This window comes from Bradyrhizobium sp. CSA207, assembly GCF_029051685.1.
Taxonomy (GTDB): Bacteria; Pseudomonadota; Alphaproteobacteria; order Rhizobiales; family Xanthobacteraceae; genus Bradyrhizobium.
Genome location: NZ_JAACFT010000003.1, coordinates 1 through 18,293, shown reverse-complemented (window position 1 = coordinate 18,293; position 18,293 = coordinate 1). Strand labels below are relative to the sequence as shown.

Sequence of the window (18,293 nt, the reverse complement as noted above, 5' to 3'; positions counted from 1 at the left end):
TCAGGAATACCGCATCACGCCATCGTCGATCCGGCCGAAGCGCAGGGAGACGATGTCGAGGGCGTAGTTCTGGTACAGCCGCCACGGCTGCTTCGAGCCCTGCTTCGGCATCTTGGCGACCGAGCGCTGCACATACCCCGAGGTGAAGTCGAGTGACGGCTGCGCGGTGATCGTGGGATCGTCATTGTGCGGCATGCACTGGCGGAAATTGTGCCGGTCCATATAGTTGATCAGCCGGCAGACATATTCGCAGGTGAGATCGCATTTCAGCGTCCAGGACGCGTTGGTGTAGCCGAGGGCCGAAGCCATGTTCGGCACGTCGGCATACATCATGCCCTTATAGGTCAGCGTGCTGGCGAAATCGACCGTGCGGCCGTCGACGCTCACCTCGAGCCCGCCCACGGCCTGGAGCACGAGCCCCGTCGCCGTCACGATGATGTCGGCGGCGAGCTCGCTGCCGTCCTTGAGGCGGATGCCGTCGCGCGTAAACAAGTCGATCTCGCTGGTGACGACGGCGGCGCGCTGCTCGCGGATCGCCTTGAACAGGTCGCCGTCGGGCACGAGGCAGAGCCGCTGATCCCATGGATTGTAGCGCGGCGTGAAATGGGTGGCGACGTCGTAGTCGGGCCCGAGCGCGCTTCTCACGCCCTTGAGGACCAGTTCCTTCACCTTGGCGGGGCGGCGCCGGCTGAGCTGGAAGAAGAACATCCCCCACATCACGTTGCGCCAGCGGATCAGATGATAGGCCAGCCGTGTCGGCAGATTGCGGCGCAATTTGTTGGCGACAGGATCCTGCGCGGGGCGCGACACCACATAGGTCGGCGAACGCTGCAGCATGGTGACCTGCGCGGCCTTCCGGGCGAGCTCCGGCACCAGCGTGACCGCAGTCGCGCCCGACCCGATCACGACGATGCGCTTGCCCGCGTAGTCGATGTCGTCGGTCCATTGCTGCGGGTGTACGATGCGGCCGGCGAAATCCTCAGTGCCCTTGAACTGCGGCGTGTAGCCCGCCTCGTATTTATAATAGCCTGAGCACATGAACAGGAAATTGCAGGTGAAGCGCACGGTCTCGGTCGCGCCCTCACTCTTAGTGCGCTCGGCCTCGACGGTCCAGCGCGCCTCACTCGTCGACCACGACGCGCGCTTGACGCGATGGTGGAAGCGGATGTGCCTCTCGATGCCGTTCTCGGCCGCGGTCTCGCGCACGTAGTCGAGAATCTGCGAACCGTCGGCGATCGCCTTCGGGTCGATCCACGGCTTGAAGGAATAGCCCAGCGTGAACATGTCGCTGTCGGAGCGGACGCCGGGATAGCGGAACAGATCCCAGGTCCCGCCGATGCAGTCGCGGCCCTCCAGGATGACGTAGCTCTTGGCCGGGCACTTCGTCCGAAGATGATAGCCCGCGCCGATGCCGGACAGCCCGGCACCGACGATGAGGACGTCGACATGTTCTTGTGGCATCGATCTTCCACCGTCGTCATGCCCCGGCTTGACCAGGGCATCCAGTATTCCAGAGACGACGCTACTTATCACGTCTGCCGCGGCGTACTGGATCGCCCGGTCAAGCCGGGCGATGACAGTGGAGGTTGTGGCCAAGCTCTGTCAATCTCACTGCGAGCCGAAGCGTCACAATGACTGCAGACTGCGCTGAGCCCGGAACGATCAGTACCGGTAGTGGTCGCTCTTGTACGGACCTTCCGGCTTGACGCCGATGTAGTCGGCCTGGTCCTTGCGCAGTTCTGTCAGCTTGACGCCGATCTTGGCAAGATGCAGGCGCGCGACCTTCTCGTCCAGCGACTTCGGCAGCACATAGACTTCCTTCTTGTACTTGCCGTCCTTGTTGTTGGCGAAAAGCTCGATCTGCGCCAGCGTCTGGTTGGTGAAGGACGCCGACATCACGAAGGACGGATGGCCCATCGCATTGCCGAGGTTCACGAGGCGGCCTTCCGACAGCATGATGATGCGGTGCTTGTCGGGGAATTCGATCTCGTCGACCTGCGGCTTGATGTTGGTCCACTTCAGGTTACGCAGACCCGCGATCTGGATCTCGTTGTCGAAGTGACCGATGTTGCAGACGATGGCGCGATCCTTCATCGCACGCATATGCTCGATGGTGATGATGTCCTTGTTGCCGGTGGCGGTGACGAAGATGTCGGCGCGCGGGGCGGCGTCTTCCATGGTCACGACTTCGTAGCCTTCCATCGCCGCCTGCAGCGCGCAGATCGGATCGATTTCGGAGACCATGACGCGGCAGCCGGCCTGACGCAGCGAGGCGGCCGAGCCCTTGCCGACGTCGCCGAAGCCCGCGACCATCGCGACCTTGCCGGACATCATCACGTCGGTGCCGCGGCGGATGCCGTCGACCAGCGATTCACGGCAGCCATAGAGGTTGTCGAACTTCGACTTGGTGACGCTGTCGTTGACGTTGATGGCCGGCCACAGCAGCGTGCCGGCCTTCTGCATGTCATAGAGACGATGCACGCCCGTGGTGGTCTCTTCAGAAACGCCCTTGATGCTCTTGGCGATCTCGGCGAAGTAGCCCTTCGGCTTTTCCTTGAGCTGCTTCTTCAGAAGCGCGAAGAAGACCTCCTCTTCTTCCGAACCCGGCTTGTCCAGGAACTTGGTGTCGCCGTTCTCGGCGCGCAGACCAAGATGGACGTACATGGTGGCGTCGCCGCCGTCATCCAGGATCATGTTCGGGTAACCGCCGCCGTGCCAGTCGAACAGCTTGGCGGTGTAGTCCCAGTATTCGGTAAGGCTCTCACCCTTGACGGCGAACACCGGAATGCCGGCGGCTGCGATTGCCGCCGCGGCGTGGTCCTGGGTCGAATAGATGTTGCAGGAGACCCAGCGAATGTCGGCGCCGAGCGCTGCCAGCGTCTCGATCAGCACTCCGGTCTGGATCGTCATGTGCAGCGAGCCGGCGATACGCGCGCCCTTCAAAGGTTGTTTGGGGCCGTATTCCTCGCGGGTCGCCATCAGGCCCGGCATCTCGGTCTCGGCGAGCGAGAGCTCCTTGCGGCCGAAATCGGCGAGCGAAATGTCCTTGACGATGTAATCGGTGAAGCCGGGCTTCGCGTTCATGAGAGGTTCCTATTTGTTTAGCTGGTCATTCCGGGCGTCCGCAAAGGAGCGAACCCCGAATCCAGAAGTCCGAGATTCCGGGTTCGCCGCTGCCGCGGCGCCCCGGAATGACATAGGTGACTAGAGCGCGCGCTTGAGTTGCTCGACCAGGTCGGTCTTTTCCCATGAGAAGCCGCCTTCGTTGTCGGGCGTGCGGCCGAAATGACCGTAGGCCGAGGTGCGCGCGTAGATCGGGCGGTTGAGGTCGAGATGGCTGCGGATGCCGCGCGGGGTGAGGTCCATCGCCTTGGCGGCGGCGTTCTCGAGCTGATCCTCCGGCACCTTGCCGGTGCCGTGGGTGTCGATATAGATCGACAGCGGCCGCGCCACGCCGATGGCGTAGGCAAGCTGCAGCGTGCAGCGGTCAGCAAGACCGGCCGCGACGATGTTCTTGGCGACATAGCGCGCCGCGTACGCTGCCGAACGATCGACCTTGGTCGGATCCTTGCCGGAGAACGCGCCGCCGCCATGCGGGGCCGCGCCACCATAGGTGTCGACGATGATCTTGCGGCCGGTCAGGCCGGAGTCACCGTCGGGACCGCCGATGAAGAACTTGCCGGTCGGATTGATGTGCCAGATGGTCTTCGACGTGATCCAGTCGTTCGGCAGCGCCTCGCGCACATAGGGCTCGACGATGTCGCGGATCTGCTTGGACGAGATGTCCTCGACCAGATGCTGGTGCGACACCACGATCTCGCGCACGCCGACCGGCTTGCCGTTCTCGTACTGCACGGTGACCTGACTCTTGGAGTCGGGGCCCAGCACCTTCTCGCGGCCGGAGTGGCGCGCTTCGGAGATCAGGCGCAGGATCTTGTGGGCGTAGAAGATCGGCGCCGGCATCAGGTCGGGCGTCTCGTTGGTGGCGTAGCCGAACATGATGCCCTGGTCGCCCGCGCCTTCTTCCTTGACCTCACCCGGCTGCAGCGCATCGACGCCCTGGGCGATGTCGGCCGACTGCGGATGCAGCAGGATCTCGATGTCGCACGTCTTCCAGTGGAAGCCTTCCTGCTCGTAACCGATGTCCTTGATCGCGCCGCGGACGACACCCTCGATCTGCTCGTTGGTCACGGACTTCGGACCGCGGGTCTCACCGGCGATCACCACCTTGTTGGTGGTCGCGAGCGTCTCGCAGGCGGCGCGGATAGCCCACGGATCGATGCCGGCTTTCGGCCCTTCGCGGTAGAACAGATCGACGATTTCATCGGAAATCCGGTCACAGACCTTGTCGGGATGCCCTTCGGACACGGACTCGCTGGTGAAGAGATAGGACGCGCGCATCAGTAACCCCCTGTCCCGCCGCTAGCCGGCGGTCGTTTGCGATGTTTACCTTCGGATGATGTCAATCGCGCCGGCGCGAGATGACGTAGGATTCGTCGAGAAACCAGAGCCCGTTATACTTCCGCAGCACGTCCCTGGCGGCGTCCAGAGTGCGGCCGTTCTGAGTCATTTCTGTCAATCGGTCGTCCTCAATCTGAGCGACATACACCGCCGCATTCCACGCTGCAAAGGCCGTCGAGGTTCCGATGGTACCCGTCACCTCGTTGGGCAGAGCTTCCATATCATACCTGAAGATCGAACGGTTGTCCGCATAAGCATTAAAATTTAAGTCGCGGCCCAACGATCCAAGCTCGTACTTCACCGCGCGCAATAGCTCATGGCGGCTCACCGAGAAAGGATTTTCTCCAGGCCAGATCGCCTGGATCATTTCCATGCCCGGATCCTGGCCGTGGGAGTGGATTCCGATCAGCCGCCCGCCGGGCCGAAGCGCCCGCGCCAGCGGCGCAATGATCCGCTTTGCCCGAAAATTGACCGAGGACAGGGCACGGTAGGGCTGGGATGCGATAATGAGGTCGAAATTGGCTTCGGTCTGGCCCGGCCGCGGAATGGTCGAATCCAGCAGGAACCTGTGGTCCTCGCGATAGAGCACGAGGACGACGGGCCGCTCGTACAACGGCATGGCCGTGCGCGGGCTGATCGCGGCGCGCCAGTTCTGCTCCAGGAACGGCCTCAGCTCGACGATCTGCTGCTCGAACTCTCCCGATGATGCACCCCGGAGCGGGACTTCGTGCCAGACGGTGGCAGCAGCTGCCGCAGGCGATGCCGGCGTCAGCCAGGGCGCCTCCGAATAGAACATGTTGGTGAAGACGAACACCGACGCCGGATGCTCGAAAATGCGATCCGGCACCTTCTCCAGCGTCAGGCGCAGGTCCTCGAGACTGAGCTCCTTGCCGGCCACATAGAACGGCATGTGCGGAAAGCGCTGGTGCGTTGCGCGCAGCACCCGCGCCAGCACCGTGCCGTCACCGACACCCGCGTCGAACATGCGCAGCGCCGGTGGCCGCGGATGGATGGTGGCAAGCTCGAGCGCCACGCGATCGGCGACCACCCGCTTCTCGCTGCAGGTGTGGACGAACAGCAGGTACTTCTGCCGGTTCTCGAAGAAGCGGAAATTGCCGCGCGGATCGCGCTTTTCCGGGGGCACCTGCAGTCCCCGCGGCGGCGGCAGGCCGCCGGTCATCGACGCCGCCATATAGGCCTGGATCCGGTCCAGCGTGTCGATGGTGATGCGCTTGCCCTCGCGCAGGCGCTGCACCAGCTTCCCATCGTTCACCGCACGCCGGCCAAACGTCGATTCCGCCATGTCCGCCTTGCGGCAGAACTCGGTGATTTGGCTGAGGATTTCGTCGTTTTTCATCAGTGGGATTGCGGTGGGCAGAAGAGTTGGGGGACCTCCCCTTAGCAAATTCTGCCCACTAAGGAAATACCTCAGGAGCTGCTCCACTCCCTCGTCGATAGGCCCACCAGGCTCTCTGCGGACACCCCCATCGTGCGTTTGGCTGTGCCTACACTTACCGGTATACATTGCGAACGGGGATGTTCGGGGCAGGGTATGTTCAGATTGTTTTGGCTCGTCGCTTGTCTTCTGGCGGCATTATCGGGCGGCGCACGCGCAGGTTATCTGGACGAGAATCCCGACGAATTATTCGCATCAGTCTATGAGAGGATCGGCGTCCTGCCCGTCGCAGCCGCGCGCGACCCATTTGTCTGGCTGCGCCTGGAAGAGCTGAAGCGCGAGCCGTGCGACCAGAAAAGCATCAACGATCTCGCGCTCATGCTGGACAAGCTCGGCTACCGGCGACAGGCCGCTGACGGGCTCTACAAGTTCGTCATGAATTGTGGCGCGCCGATCACCGCGCTGCACCGCTCGATCGACATCTATCTCAAGCTCACGGACTATCCCAGAGCCGTGGAGGTCGCCGACGAGTTCATGCGGCGCGCACCAACCAATCACGACGCGCATTACTTGCGTGGCGTCGCGCTTGAAGGCCTGAAAGACTATCACCGTGCGCTGGCCGATTATTCCGATGCCATCGAGCTCTATGGCGCGGACAAGAAATCGATCTCGAGCCGTGTCTTCCTGCGCATGGCAGGCGCCTATGCCGCCCTCAAACAGTTCTGCGAGGCCACAGCGCCGATAAATCTGTGGGTTGCGCTCGATCCGGCCACCCGCGACACCAGCCAGACGCGGAAGATCATCGCTGACTACGAAAGCCAGGGCCATTGCGTCGAATCGACAGGATTCCGCAAAGAAAGCTTCCCCCTACGCGGGCAGAAGAACGTGATCACGGTGAAAGCTGCGATCAACGGCGTCTCCGGACTGTTCATCCTCGATACCGGCGCGAGCTATGTGTCCGTGAAGGCCGCTCTTGCCAGCCGCGCCAAAATCTCCGAAGCCGGCACGAGTGAGATCACGCTCATGACGGCCAACGGCCAGAGCAAGGCGAAGCTATCCAGGGCCGACAAAGTTGCTCTCGGCAAGCTGGAAGCAATCAACGTGCCCGTGGCGATCCAGACCACGGATGACAAGAGTTACGGCGCCGGCGTCGATGGCCTGCTCGGCATGAGCTTCCTGTCACGGTTCGAAGTTCAAATGGCCGGGGGCTTCATCGAGGTCCGCACCCGCCAACCGAAGAAGTAAGCCTGCCCCAACAACCGCAGGATCTGAACCGACGATCCCCTGGGACCGACAAAAGGGTCACGTCCTCCTTCTGTTGTATCGTCAGCATCCGAGGCCCCATGCGCCGCCTGCTCGTCGCGCTCTCCCTTCTCTTGGCAACCCTGTGGTCTGCGCCCGCATTCGCGCAGGCGCGCAGTCAGCTCGGGCCACTCTGCACCACCGACACCACGCCGACCGACCAGATGATCGATGCCTGCACCAAGATCATCGCGCTGAAGGTCTTCAAGGGCGAGCAGCTCGCGACTGTCTATTTCTGGCGGGCAGTCGGCTGGAACAAGAAAGGCGATTACGCAAAAGCCGTCGCTGACGCCACCGAGGCGATCCGGCTCCAGCCGAGCCAGGCGGCCTACAATCTGCGCGGCTCGGCCTACTACGACAGGGGCGAGCACGACATCGCGATCGCGGATTTCGACGATGCGCTAAAGCTCGGTCCGCCTGATAGCACCATCTTCCACAACCGCGGCAATGCCTGGCGCGGCAAGGGCGATTACGCCAAGGCGATCGCCGATTACGACGCCACGATCAAGCTGGAGCCGAAATCGGCATTCTCGTTCCAGAACCGCGGCATCGCGAAGGCAGCGCTCGGCGATCTCGACGGCGCCCTCGCCGACATCAACCAGGCGATCCGGCTCGATCCGACGCTGCCGCAGCCGCTGATCAACCGCACTGCGATCTGGCGTGCGAGGGGCGATCTCGATCGCGCCATTGCCGATGGCTCCGAGGCGATCCGGCTTGCCAAGGAGAAGCCGCCCGCCAACATCATGACGCCGCCGAACAGCGTGCTGATCGCGGGCTACACCCATCGCGCGCTAGCCTATGAGGCCAAGGGCGACTACGCCCGCGCGAGGGATGACTACAAGGCGACGCTGGCGATCGTGGCCTCCGATGCCGGCAGCAAGGCCAATCAGGCGACCGCAAAAGTGCGGCTGTCGCTGGTGACGGATGCAGTCGCGCCAATCCCGCGCGATGCGCCGACCCCGACCGTGGCCCCGTCGCAGCAGCGGACCGGCGCAGCGTCAGCCCCCTCGCCCGCCCCGGCCGCTCGCGGCACGCGGATGGCGCTGGTCATCGGCAACGGCGCCTATGCACATGTCAAGGCGCTGCCCAATCCGCCCAACGATGCGCGCGCCGTTGCCAAGAGCCTGCGCGACATCGGCTTCACTGTGTCGGAAGGCGTCGACCTCGACCGCACAGCCATGCAGAAGATGACGCGCGACTTTTTGCGGGAGGCGGCGCGAGCGCAGGTCGCAGTCATCTACTACGCCGGCCATGGCGTGCAGGTCGACGGCCGCAACTATCTCATTCCCGTCGACGTCGAGCTCAAGCCGGGCGCGAGCATGACTGATGCGATGATAGACATGGACACGATCATGGCCGGCCTCGACGACCAGGTCCGCACCAACATCCTGATCTTCGATGCCTGCCGCAACAATCCGATGGCGCATCAGGTCGCATCCACGGGCGCCAATCGCGGCATCGAGGGCGCATCGGGCCTCGCCGCGCCGACTAGCCTCGGCGCCGGTGCAACGCTGGGCGCCGGCACGCTGATCGCATTCGCGACCGCGCCGGGCCAGGTCGCGCTCGACGGCGAAGGCGCCAACTCACCGTTCTCGGCCGCCCTCTCCCGCCACCTCGGCACGCCGGGGCTGGAAGTGCAGCAGATGCTGACGCGGGTGCGGACGGACGTGGTCTCATCGACCAAGAGCAAGCAGGTGCCGTGGTCGAACTCGTCGCTGCTGGGCGAGGTTTATCTGGCGGAGAACTGAGGGGGCGGGCCTCAAGGCTCGCCACACACTCAGCTGTCATCGCCCGGCTCGACCGGGCGATCCAGTATTCCAGAGACAGCGAGAGGTACGGAGAAGCGGCGGCGTACTGGATTCCCCGCCTTCGCGGGGAATGACAGCGAGCGAGGGCTTACCCGCCCCATACTTCCTTCGCGATCTCCACCGCGAGGCTGAGCTTGGCCCACTGCTCTTCCTCGGAGAGGATGTTGCCTTCCTCGGTCGAGGCGAAGCCGCATTGCGGGGAGAGCGCGAGCTGCTCCAGCGGGACGAATTTGGCGGCTTCTTCCAGGCGGCGCTTGATGGCGTCCTTGCTCTCGAGTTCGCCGAACTTCGACGTGATGACGCCGACCACGACGACCTTGTTGCCCTTGGGCAGGAAGCGCAGCGGCTCGAAGCCGCCGGCGCGGTCGGAATCGTATTCAAGGAAGTAGCCATCGTAATTGGTGCCGGCGAGCATGGTCTCGGCGACCGGCTCGTAGCCGCCCGAGGAAATCCAAGTCGAACGGAAGTTGCCGCGGCAGACATGCGTCGTCACCACCATGTCGGCAGGCTTCTCGGCCAGCGCGTAGTTGATGATGCGCGCATAGATCTGCTGGAGGCCCTCCGGATTGTCGCCGCGCTCGCGCGCCTTCTGCAACTCATCCTGCGAGCAGAGATAGGCCCAGACGGTGTCATCGAACTGGAGATAGCGGCAGCCGGCATCATAGAAGGCCTTGACGGCTTTCCGATAGGTCTTGCCGAGGTCCTCGTAGAAGGCGTTGAGATCCGGATAGACGTCCTTGGAGATCGCCTTGCGGCCGCCACGGAAGTGCAGCACCGCCGGCGAGGGGATCGTCATCTTGGCGGTGACGTGGGCCTGGTCGGCACACTTCTTCAGGAAGCGGAAGTGATCCAGCATCGGATGATCATCGGGGAAATCGAGCTTACCGATCACGCGGACTGCGTCGTGACGCGTCTCCACACCCGCGAACTGGATGCCGGTCTCGGGGTGAAACAGCTCGCAGCCGGTCAGCTTAGCCAGGAAGTCGAAATGCCACCAGGAACGGCGGAATTCGCCGTCGGTCGCAAGCTTCAGGCCGATCGAGGCCTGCTTGTGCACGACCTTCTCGATCTCCATGTCCTCGATCTTGCGCAGATCGTCGGCCGAGATCTCGCCCTTCTCGAGACGGCTGCGGGCTTCCTTGATCTTGGCGGGACGCAGGAGGCTGCCGACCTCGTCGGCGCGGAAGGGGGCTCTGGTTCGCTGCATTCTTCTAACTCCCGGGATGCTCTAGTGGGCGACCGCTCCGGCGACGCCGAGGTGGCGCTCCAGGACCGAGGGGTCGGCCTTCAGCGCGGCGCTCGGGGCGTCGTGGACGATCGTTCCGCGCTCCAATATCACAACGCGGTCGGCCAGCCCCAGAATCTTTTGCGCATTCTGCTCGACGATAATCGAGCAGATGCCGCCGGCCCGGGTGATGGTCCCGATCGCCTTCAGCAGTTCCTCGACGATGATGGGGGCAAGGCCCTCGGTCGGCTCGTCCAGCAGCAGGACCTTCGGGTTGAGGGTCAGCGCGCGGCCGATCGCCAGCATCTGCTGCTCGCCGCCGGAGAGCTGGTTGCCAAAATTGCTCCGCCGCTCCTTCAGCCGCGGGAACATCTCGTAAACCCTGTCGACCGTCCAGGGGCCAACTTGCGCCACGGCGGTCATGTTCTCTTCCACCGTGAGGGAACGGAAGATGTTGCGCTCCTGCGGCACCCAGCCGATCCCGGCGCGCGCCCGCTGGTCGGGGCGCAAGGTCGTGACGTCGGCGCCGGCGAGCGCGACGGTGCCCGAGAAGCGGCGGGTGACGCCGACGATGGAGTTGATCAGCGTGGTCTTGCCGGTGCCGTTGCGCCCGAGCAGCGCCAGCACCTGTCCCTCGGCAAGACGCAGGCTCATATTCGGCAGCACCACCGCCTCGCCATAGCCGGCGCGCAGGGATTCGATGGCCAGCAGGTCAGACATTGACCGCCTCCTCGCCGAGATAAACAGCCTTGACCTGCGGGTCCCGCGCGACCTGGTCCGGCGGGCCCTCCGTGAGCAGCGCGCCCGAAACCAGCACCGAGATGCGGTCGGCAAAGGAGAACACGAGGTCCATGTCATGCTCGATCAGGAGCACGGTGACGTCGCGCGGCAGGCTGCCTACGACCGCGAGAATGTCGTGGCGCTCGCTCTCGGGCACGCCGGCGGCGGGCTCGTCGAGCAGCAGCACGCGCGGCTTGGCCGCGATCGCGACCGCGATCTCGAGCAGGCGCTGCTTGCCGTACGGCAGCGTCACGGTCTGCTCGTTCATGACGTCGAGCAGATGGAAACGCGCGAGCAAATCGGCGATCTCGCCGTTGACGTCACTGCGTGTCCCCATCCGCCGCCACCAGTCGCCGCCATGGCCGAGGCGTTCGGAAACCGCAAGGCCGATGGTCTCCAGCGGGGTCAGGTCGGGATAGAGCTGGTTGATCTGGAAGGTGCGCGACAGGCCGCGCAGCACGCGCTTGTGTACGGCAAGGTCGGTGATGTCCTGGCCTTCGAGCAGGATGCGTCCCGAATTCGGCTTGAGCACGCCGGTGAGCTGATTGATCACCGTGGTCTTGCCGGCGCCGTTCGGGCCGATCAGGGCGTGGCGGGCACCCTGCTCGATCTTCAGGGACAGGTCTCGGGTGACGCGCAGGCCGCCGAACTGCTTTTCGAGATTCTGGGTTTCGAGCGCGATGGTCATGCGTCGCTCTCCGGCACGGCGACGACGGCCTTGCGTCCGGCAATTTGCTTGATCACGAGGTTCGGCACATACAGCGCCCAGCGATGCAGGCGCTGGCGGCCGACCAGCACGATCACGACCAGCACGAGACCGATCCAGAACTGCCAGTATTGCGGGGTGATGGTGGAGAACAATTCCTGGAGCATGCGGAACAGCACCGCGCCGATCAGCCCCCCATAGAGATAGCCGGTGCCACCGATGACGAGCACCAGCATCAGGTCGGCGGAGCGCTCGAAGGCGAACACGTCGAGCGAGGCGATCGCCGTGGTCTGGGTGAACAGCGCGCCGGCAATACCTGCGTAGAACGCCGCCAGCGTATAGATCGCGATCAGGCGGCGGTTGACGGGGATGCCGATCGCCGCCGCACGCAACGGATTGTTCTTGATCGCCCGCAGCGACAGCCCGAACGGCGAATGCACGACGCGGCGGGCGAGCAGGAACAGCAGGAACAGCACGGCCAGCGAATAGAAGAAGCCGGTCTTGCCGAACATGTCGAACGGGATCTCGCCGAAGATCGGCTGGATCTCGATGCCCTGAAGACCGTCGGTGCCGCCGGTGATCTTGGAGAAGCGCTCGGCGAGCGCTTCGAGCAGCAGCGCGATGCCCAGGGTCACCATCAGCCGGGTGAGGTCGACGCCGCGGATCACCAGGAAGCTCGTGGCGAAGCCGAGCACCATCGCGGCCAGGCCGGCGACAACAAGCGCGAGCACGGGCTCGTTGACGATGCCGTGAAGTGCAAGAAGCCCCGCAGCATAGGCGCCGACGCCGAAGAAGGCGGCATGGCCGAGCGAGACGATGCCGGCATAGCCGAGGATGAGATCGAGCGACATCGCAAACAGCGCCAGCCGCAGGATGTCGGTCATGATCAGATAGCGGTTGGGAAACAGGAAGCCGCAGGCCAGCACGATCAGCCAGAAAGCGGCTTCGCCATAGTGCCAGCGTGCCTGGCGCTGGGCGTGATGACCGACGTCGGAAGAAGCGCTCATCGGCGAACTCAACGCGCGGCCGTGCGGCCGAACAGGCCGTTCGGGCGCCAGATTAGGATCACGATCATCATGGTGTAGATCACGAAGGGACCCATCTTCGGCACGTAGTACTTGCCGGCGACGTCGCCGATGCCAAGCAGGAGCGAGGCCAGGAACGGCCCGGTGATCGAGGATGAGCCGCCGACGGTGACCACGATCAAAAAGTAGATCATGAACTTCAGCGGGAAGTACGGATCGAGGCCGAGGATCTCCGCGCTCAGCGCGCCGCCGAGGCCGGCAAGGCCACATCCAAATGCAAACGTGAAGGCGAACACCTGCGGCACATTGATGCCGAGGCCGCTTGCGGCGCGGGGATCGTCAACGGCGGCGCGCAGGCGGCTGCCGAAACGGGTCTTGGCGAGCACCATCTGAAGCGCGATGGTGAGCAGTCCGCAGATTACGATGATCATCAGCCGGTAGCGGCCGATGCCGACCCCGAACAGGTCGAACTGCCCCTGGAGCCCGGTCGGCAAATTGATGAAGACCCGCGACGAGCCCTGAATGTAGTCGACGGCGGCGACCGACATGAAGGTCAGACCGATCGTGAACAGCACCTGGTCGAGATGGCTGCGCGCATAGAGGTGGCGGTACAGCGTCCGCTCAAGCGCGATGCCGATTGCAGCGGCGGAGACGAAAGCGAGCGGCAATGCCGCGAAGAACGGCCAGCCCATCCGGTTGACCAGCACCATGCAGACATAGCCGCCGGCCATGGCGAAGGCGCCATGCGCAAGGTTGACGAAGTTCATCAGTCCCAGCGTGACCGCGAGCCCGCAGGCCAGCACGAACAGCAGCATGCCGTAGGCAACGCCATCGAACAGGTTGGTGAGGATAGAGGTCATCGAAGATCGAAAATCATCTCAAGTGTGGCCAAAGGCCGTGCTGCGCTCCCTCTCCCGCGTGCGGGGGAGGGTTGGGGTGAGGGTGTCTCCACGGAGAGACTCCCAATGTGGAGAGAGCCCTCACCCGGCGCGGGACGATGCTTCGCATCGCCCGGATCGCGCCGACCTCTCCCGCAAGCGGGAGAGGTGTGCAGAGAGCCCCCGAGTGGCGCACTTTCGCGCGTCACTTCTTGGTCTTGCCGAGATCCTTGACGGCCTCGAAAGTGGCGAACTCGACATTGTAGAGCTCGCCGTCGACCTTCTCGACCTTGCGGATGTAGATGTTCTGCACGATGTCGCGGGTCTCGGGGTCGATCGAGATCGGGCCGCGCGGGCTTTCCCATTTCTGTCCCTTCATGGCCTCGACCAGCTTGGTGCCGTCGGTGTCGCCATTGGTCTTCTTCAGCGCTTCATAGATTAGGTGAATGCCGTCATAGCCGCTCACCGCCATGAAGCCCGGACGATTGCCGAAAGCCTTCTTGTAGGCCGCAACGAAGTCCTTGTTCATCTGCGAGGGATGCGCCGCGGAATAGAGGTGCGCGGTGACCGTGCCGAGCACGGCGTCGCCCATGTTGTTGAGGAGATCGTCGTCGGTGACGTCGCCCGGTCCGATCACCTTGATGCCGGCCTTGTCGAGGCCGCGCTCGGCATACTGCTTCATGAAGTTGCCGCCCTGGCCGGCCGGCACGAACACGAAGATCGCGTCGGGCTTGGCGTCCTTCATGCGCTGAAGGAAGGGCGCGAAATCAGGGTTTTGCAGCGGCACCTTGACCTCTTCGACCACCTCGCCGCCGCCCGCAGTGAAATTCTGCTTGAAGAAGTTCAGCGCGTCATTGCCGGGCGCGTAGTCGGAGGTGAGCGTCGCCACCTTCTTGATGCCGTTCTTGACGGCCCAGTCGCCGATGATGGTGGAGGACTGCGCCAGCGTGAAGCTCGTGCGTACGATGTAGGGCGAGCGCTCGGTGATGATGGAGGTGCCGGCCGCCATCACGACTTCCGGGATCTTGGCTTGCGTCGCCAGCGGCGCGGCCGCCAGCGCGGCGGGCGTCACACCGAAGCCGGCAATGAAATTGACCTTGTCGTTGACGATCAGCTCTTGCGCGGCGGTCTTGGTCTTGTCCGGAATCGCGGCATCGTCCTTGAGAACGATCTCGATCTTCTTGCCGGCGACGGTGTCGCCCTTCTGCTGCATGTAGAGCTTGATCGCATTCTCGATCTGCTTGCCGGTCGAAGCTTGGCCGCCGGTCATCGGCAGGATCAGGCCGACCTTCACGACGTCCTCGGCCTTGACGGGCGCGGCGGCCATGACGCCGGCAACGGCCGCCACTGCGGCGGCCCAACTGGCCTTCCAGGAGACCCTACAAGAAAGCTGTTTGCGTCCGAACATCAGATGTCCCTCCCCTTAATTCCTGACCTCTTGTGCGCCGGACCGAGTGCCCGGTCCTTGTCTCACCATAGCTCACGCACGAGCCCTATCGCGCGTCAAATGGCGTCTTTCGCGCAGCCCTTGTCAATCGGACGTTTGGCGACCGTTCGGCGCAAGCCGAGCGTCCCACTTTTCCGTCGGCAAGGGGCTATACCGCGGTTACGTCAGGGTGACCCAGGCACCCCAACCTCGACCGCTTTTATTTGTACGATTGTACAAATAAAATGGACCTGTCAACGAAAAAGCCTCTCGCCGATCAAGCCAAGTCCCATTTGCCGCCAAGCCCTCGTGCCGTAGTCTAGAAACTGGGCGAACGGCGTGGATGGAGGATTCCGTCTTTCTTTTGCAGAATTTGGACATCGCAAAAGCCCGATCGGCCGCAACTTGGTAGCTAAGTACCTACCTCGAATAAGTCTATTTTACCTTGTTGAAGGCTACTGTCCCGGCACCCGCCTGACCTTTGTCGTCCAACCAGACCGAACCCGCGTGCCCCACAAATGTCGAAGCCCGTCCGTTCCCTCGTGTTCCTCCTCGCGCTTGCCGCGGGGCTGTCCGGCTGCGGCACCGTCAACGAAAAGCTCTCGGCCGGCATGGGCGACTACGTCCCGCAATGGGCCGGTGGCCTGCCGGCGGACGCTCCACCGCGGGCCGGCACGCCGCAATACGACGCCTACATGAAAGAGCGCGAGCGCAAGCGGCTGCTGCCGGCCGCCGATCGCGAGAAGGAAGAGCAGGCGCAGAAGGGCGCGACGGGCTCGGCGCCCGGCAACGCGGTGCGTTAGGGGCGAATGGCGAATAGGGAGTAGCGAATAAGGAGGCTGACTTTTTTCTATTCGCTACTCGCCACTCACCATTCGCTAATCCATAAACACCACAGTCTTGCGGCCGTTGGGGATGACGCGGTCATCCAGATGATAGCGGATCGCGCGGGCGAGCACGCGCCGCTCGATGTCGCGGCCCTTGCGGACGAGATCTTCGGGCGTGTCGCGGTGGCTGATGCGCTCGACGTCCTGGTCGATGATCGGGCCCTCGTCGAGGTCGCGCGTGACGTAATGGGCGGTGGCCCCGATCAGCTTGACGCCGCGCTCATGGGCCTGGTGATAGGGTTTTGCACCCTTGAACCCCGGCAGGAACGAGTGGTGGATGTTGATGCAGCGGCCGGACAGCTTTGCCGAAAGATCATCCGACAGGATCTGCATGTAGCGGGCGAGCACCACGAGGTCGGTACCGGTCCTGGCAACGAGGTCCAGGATCTGCGTCTCCTGCTCGCGCTTGGTCTCCTTGCTCACCGGCAGATGGTGGAACGGGATCCCGCCGAAATCGAGCCCGGCATAGGCTTCGCGCGGATGATTGGAGACGATCGCGGTCGGGATCATCGACAGCTCACCGGTGCGCCAGCGATAGAGGATGTCGACCAGGCAGTGGTCGGACTTCGATACCAGCAGCATCACCTTGCGGTGCGCGGCACGGTCGCGCATCTGCCATTCCATGGCGAAACGTTCCGCGATCGCAGCAAAGCCGGTCTGCAGTGCCGACAGCTCCACGGCGAGATCGGCCGCCGTGAACACCACGCGCATGAAGAACTTCTTGGTCTCGACATCGTCGAACTGCTGGGCATCGAGAATGTTCTGTCCATTGTGGGCCAGAAACGTCGACACCGCGGAGACGATGCCGGGGCGATCCGGACAGGACAGGGTCAGGACATATTGATGATCGGGCATGGGCCTTGATGAAGGTTTGTGCAAACGGCGCGGAACCCCGCGATTTGCGCCCTGCTCTATCACCGACCTCGCCCTTGCGCCAATCCCAAGACTTCAAGGTCAAGACTTGCTTCAACGTAAAGCGCGGAGTCAGGATGAACAGACGATTGCGAATTCTGACCGGAGCATCCCCATGGCCGACCGCCTGAACGGCTACCGCATCCTGATCCTGGAAACGCGCGAGGAGGCGCAGTTTTCAAAGCTGCTCGCCGAACAGGGCGCCGAGGTCGTGCAATGCCCGATGTTCACCATTCAAGACGCGCCCGATCCCGCCCCGGTCGAGGCCTGGATCCGCCGCGCCATCGACAGGCCCTTGGACGACCTCGTGCTGATGACCGGCGAAGGCCTGCGGCGGATCATGAAGCTCGCGCGCGAGCGCGGGCTCGACCAGGCTTTTGTCGCCGCCCTGGCAAAATCGCGAAAATTCACCCGCGGGCCGAAGCCTGGAAAGGCGCTGCGCGAGATCGGGCTCGAGCAGCAGCAGATGACGGAGAAGCCGACCACTGAGGGCGTGATCGAGATGCTCGCAAAGCTCGATCTCGGCGGACGGCGTCTCGGCTTGCAACTTTATCCAGACAAGGACCATAGCGCGCTGACCAGCGCGCTTGCCGCGCAAGGTGCCGAGGTCGATACCGTGCTGCCTTACGTCTACGATCCCAAGGCCGCCGATGCCAGCATCGTCGCCGCCATCGACGACATGGCGGAGGGACGGATCGATTCCATCGCGCTGACCAATCTCGGCCAGGTCCGCCGCCTGATCGAAGCCGCGAAGGCGCATGGCAGCGAGGCGCGCTTGCGCGCCGGCCTGGAGCGGACGCTGATCGCGTCGGTAGGGCCGGCGGTCTCGGGCGAGCTCGAAGCGCACGGCTTGCGCCCGGACATCACGCCGGCGGAAGACGCCTATTTCATGCGGCCGCTGATCTCGGCGATGGCAACGGCGCTCGCGGAGAAGCGCCCGAGGTAAGGCTCATTCTCAGGGTTGCGCTGGCGATACGTTCGCGTTTTTTGCGCGAGACCGGATGAGGGGTTGCGCTCTGGAGAGATGGGACTGCAAACGCTTTCTCCTTTTGGTCCGTTGCTTCACACGATAATTCATTTCGGTGAAGCACTTCACAGACACCTTTCGACCAATTCCGCATGATCCGGTGCGAACGGGAGATTGAATGCGATGTTGCATCCTTCAGCCTTCAATGGAATCATTTGTCGTAAGCTGTTCAAATCCGCATTTTAAGACCATTGCGTCCTCGCCATTCCATATGCCGGTAATGACGCCGGTTCACCTGAAGTCAGAATTTTACACTCAAGCCGATGTGCTTGAGCGACAACAAGATTCAAGCCAGGAGTGCGTTCGATGGCCCTCGCCTATTATTTGACGATTGACGGCGTTATTGGCAATTCCACCGCTCTTCACCATGAGGGCGCCTTCAACATCATCGACTACAGCTTTGACGTCAGCGCACTGATCAGCGCCACCAGCGGCGGCGGCACGTCCAAGCCGACCTTCT

Annotated in this window: 15 protein-coding genes; 4 read left to right on the top strand and 11 right to left on the bottom strand. The window is 63.4% G+C overall.

All coding sequences use genetic code 11. The features are described from left to right. The 4 genes from GWG65_RS03445 to GWG65_RS03430 form a co-directional block, all read right to left on the bottom strand. Nucleotides 1-1,461, bottom strand: a complete 1,461-nt coding sequence (locus tag GWG65_RS03445) for an NAD(P)/FAD-dependent oxidoreductase (RefSeq protein WP_275193955.1) — start codon at nt 1,459-1,461, stop codon at nt 1-3. Nucleotides 1,462-1,662: 201 nt separating this feature from the next. Continuing rightward, nucleotides 1,663-3,084 carry an adenosylhomocysteinase gene (gene ahcY / locus GWG65_RS03440; protein ID WP_275193954.1) on the bottom strand — a complete coding sequence of 474 codons (1,422 nt, stop codon included), beginning with the start codon at nt 3,082-3,084 and terminating at the stop codon, nt 1,663-1,665. Nucleotides 3,085-3,204: 120 nt separating this feature from the next. Continuing rightward, a complete protein-coding gene (gene metK / locus GWG65_RS03435; RefSeq protein ID WP_275193953.1) occupies nt 3,205-4,401 on the bottom strand; it encodes a methionine adenosyltransferase in 1,197 nt (398 codons plus the stop codon). A 61-nt stretch (nt 4,402-4,462) separates the two neighbouring features. Next, nucleotides 4,463-5,818 carry a hypothetical protein gene (locus GWG65_RS03430; RefSeq protein WP_275193951.1) on the bottom strand — a complete coding sequence of 452 codons (1,356 nt, stop codon included), beginning with the start codon at nt 5,816-5,818 and terminating at the stop codon, nt 4,463-4,465. A 195-nt stretch (nt 5,819-6,013) separates the two neighbouring features. On the opposite strand from GWG65_RS03430, the gene GWG65_RS03425 reads away from it, so the two are divergent. Next, entirely contained in the window at nt 6,014-7,102 is a 1,089-nt protein-coding gene (locus tag GWG65_RS03425) for an aspartyl protease family protein (RefSeq protein ID WP_275193950.1), read from the top strand. Nucleotides 7,103-7,200: 98 nt separating this feature from the next. Beyond that, a complete protein-coding gene (locus GWG65_RS03420) occupies nt 7,201-8,907 on the top strand; it encodes a caspase family protein (RefSeq protein ID WP_275193949.1) in 1,707 nt (568 codons plus the stop codon). A 148-nt stretch (nt 8,908-9,055) separates the two neighbouring features. On the opposite strand, the gene GWG65_RS03415 is transcribed toward GWG65_RS03420, so the two are convergent. The 6 genes from GWG65_RS03415 to GWG65_RS03390 form a co-directional block, all read right to left on the bottom strand. Beyond that, nucleotides 9,056-10,174 carry a cobalamin-independent methionine synthase II family protein gene (locus GWG65_RS03415; RefSeq protein WP_275193948.1) on the bottom strand — a complete coding sequence of 373 codons (1,119 nt, stop codon included), beginning with the start codon at nt 10,172-10,174 and terminating at the stop codon, nt 9,056-9,058. A 21-nt stretch (nt 10,175-10,195) separates the two neighbouring features. After that, entirely contained in the window at nt 10,196-10,912 is a 717-nt protein-coding gene (locus GWG65_RS03410; RefSeq protein ID WP_275193947.1) for an ABC transporter ATP-binding protein, read from the bottom strand. Further along, nucleotides 10,905-11,660 (bottom strand): ABC transporter ATP-binding protein, encoded by a 756-nt coding sequence (locus GWG65_RS03405; protein ID WP_275193946.1) that lies wholly within the window; start codon nt 11,658-11,660, stop codon nt 10,905-10,907. The genes GWG65_RS03410 and GWG65_RS03405 overlap by 8 nt, the downstream gene beginning before the upstream one ends. Continuing rightward, entirely contained in the window at nt 11,657-12,685 is a 1,029-nt protein-coding gene (locus GWG65_RS03400; RefSeq protein WP_275193945.1) for a branched-chain amino acid ABC transporter permease, read from the bottom strand. Before GWG65_RS03400 ends, GWG65_RS03405 begins: the two co-directional genes overlap by 4 nt. Before the next feature lie 8 nt (nt 12,686-12,693). Next, the gene (locus tag GWG65_RS03395; protein WP_275193943.1) at nt 12,694-13,563 is read right to left on the bottom strand and encodes a branched-chain amino acid ABC transporter permease; all 870 of its coding nucleotides are present in this window, start codon (nt 13,561-13,563) and stop codon (nt 12,694-12,696) included. Nucleotides 13,564-13,786: 223 nt separating this feature from the next. Then, the gene (locus tag GWG65_RS03390) at nt 13,787-14,989 is read right to left on the bottom strand and encodes an ABC transporter substrate-binding protein (protein WP_275193942.1); all 1,203 of its coding nucleotides are present in this window, start codon (nt 14,987-14,989) and stop codon (nt 13,787-13,789) included. Nucleotides 14,990-15,525: 536 nt separating this feature from the next. On the opposite strand from GWG65_RS03390, the gene GWG65_RS03385 reads away from it, so the two are divergent. Then, the gene (locus GWG65_RS03385; RefSeq protein WP_275193941.1) at nt 15,526-15,810 is read left to right on the top strand and encodes a hypothetical protein; all 285 of its coding nucleotides are present in this window, start codon (nt 15,526-15,528) and stop codon (nt 15,808-15,810) included. A gap of 75 nt (nt 15,811-15,885) precedes the next feature. On the opposite strand, the gene purU is transcribed toward GWG65_RS03385, so the two are convergent. Beyond that, entirely contained in the window at nt 15,886-16,749 is an 864-nt protein-coding gene (purU, locus tag GWG65_RS03380; RefSeq protein WP_275193939.1) for a formyltetrahydrofolate deformylase, read from the bottom strand. Nucleotides 16,750-16,921: 172 nt separating this feature from the next. Here purU and GWG65_RS03375 point away from each other — a divergent pair, with 172 nt between their 5' ends. Further along, a complete protein-coding gene (locus tag GWG65_RS03375; RefSeq protein ID WP_275193938.1) occupies nt 16,922-17,752 on the top strand; it encodes a uroporphyrinogen-III synthase in 831 nt (276 codons plus the stop codon). The last annotated feature ends 541 nt before the right edge of the window (nt 17,753-18,293 follow it).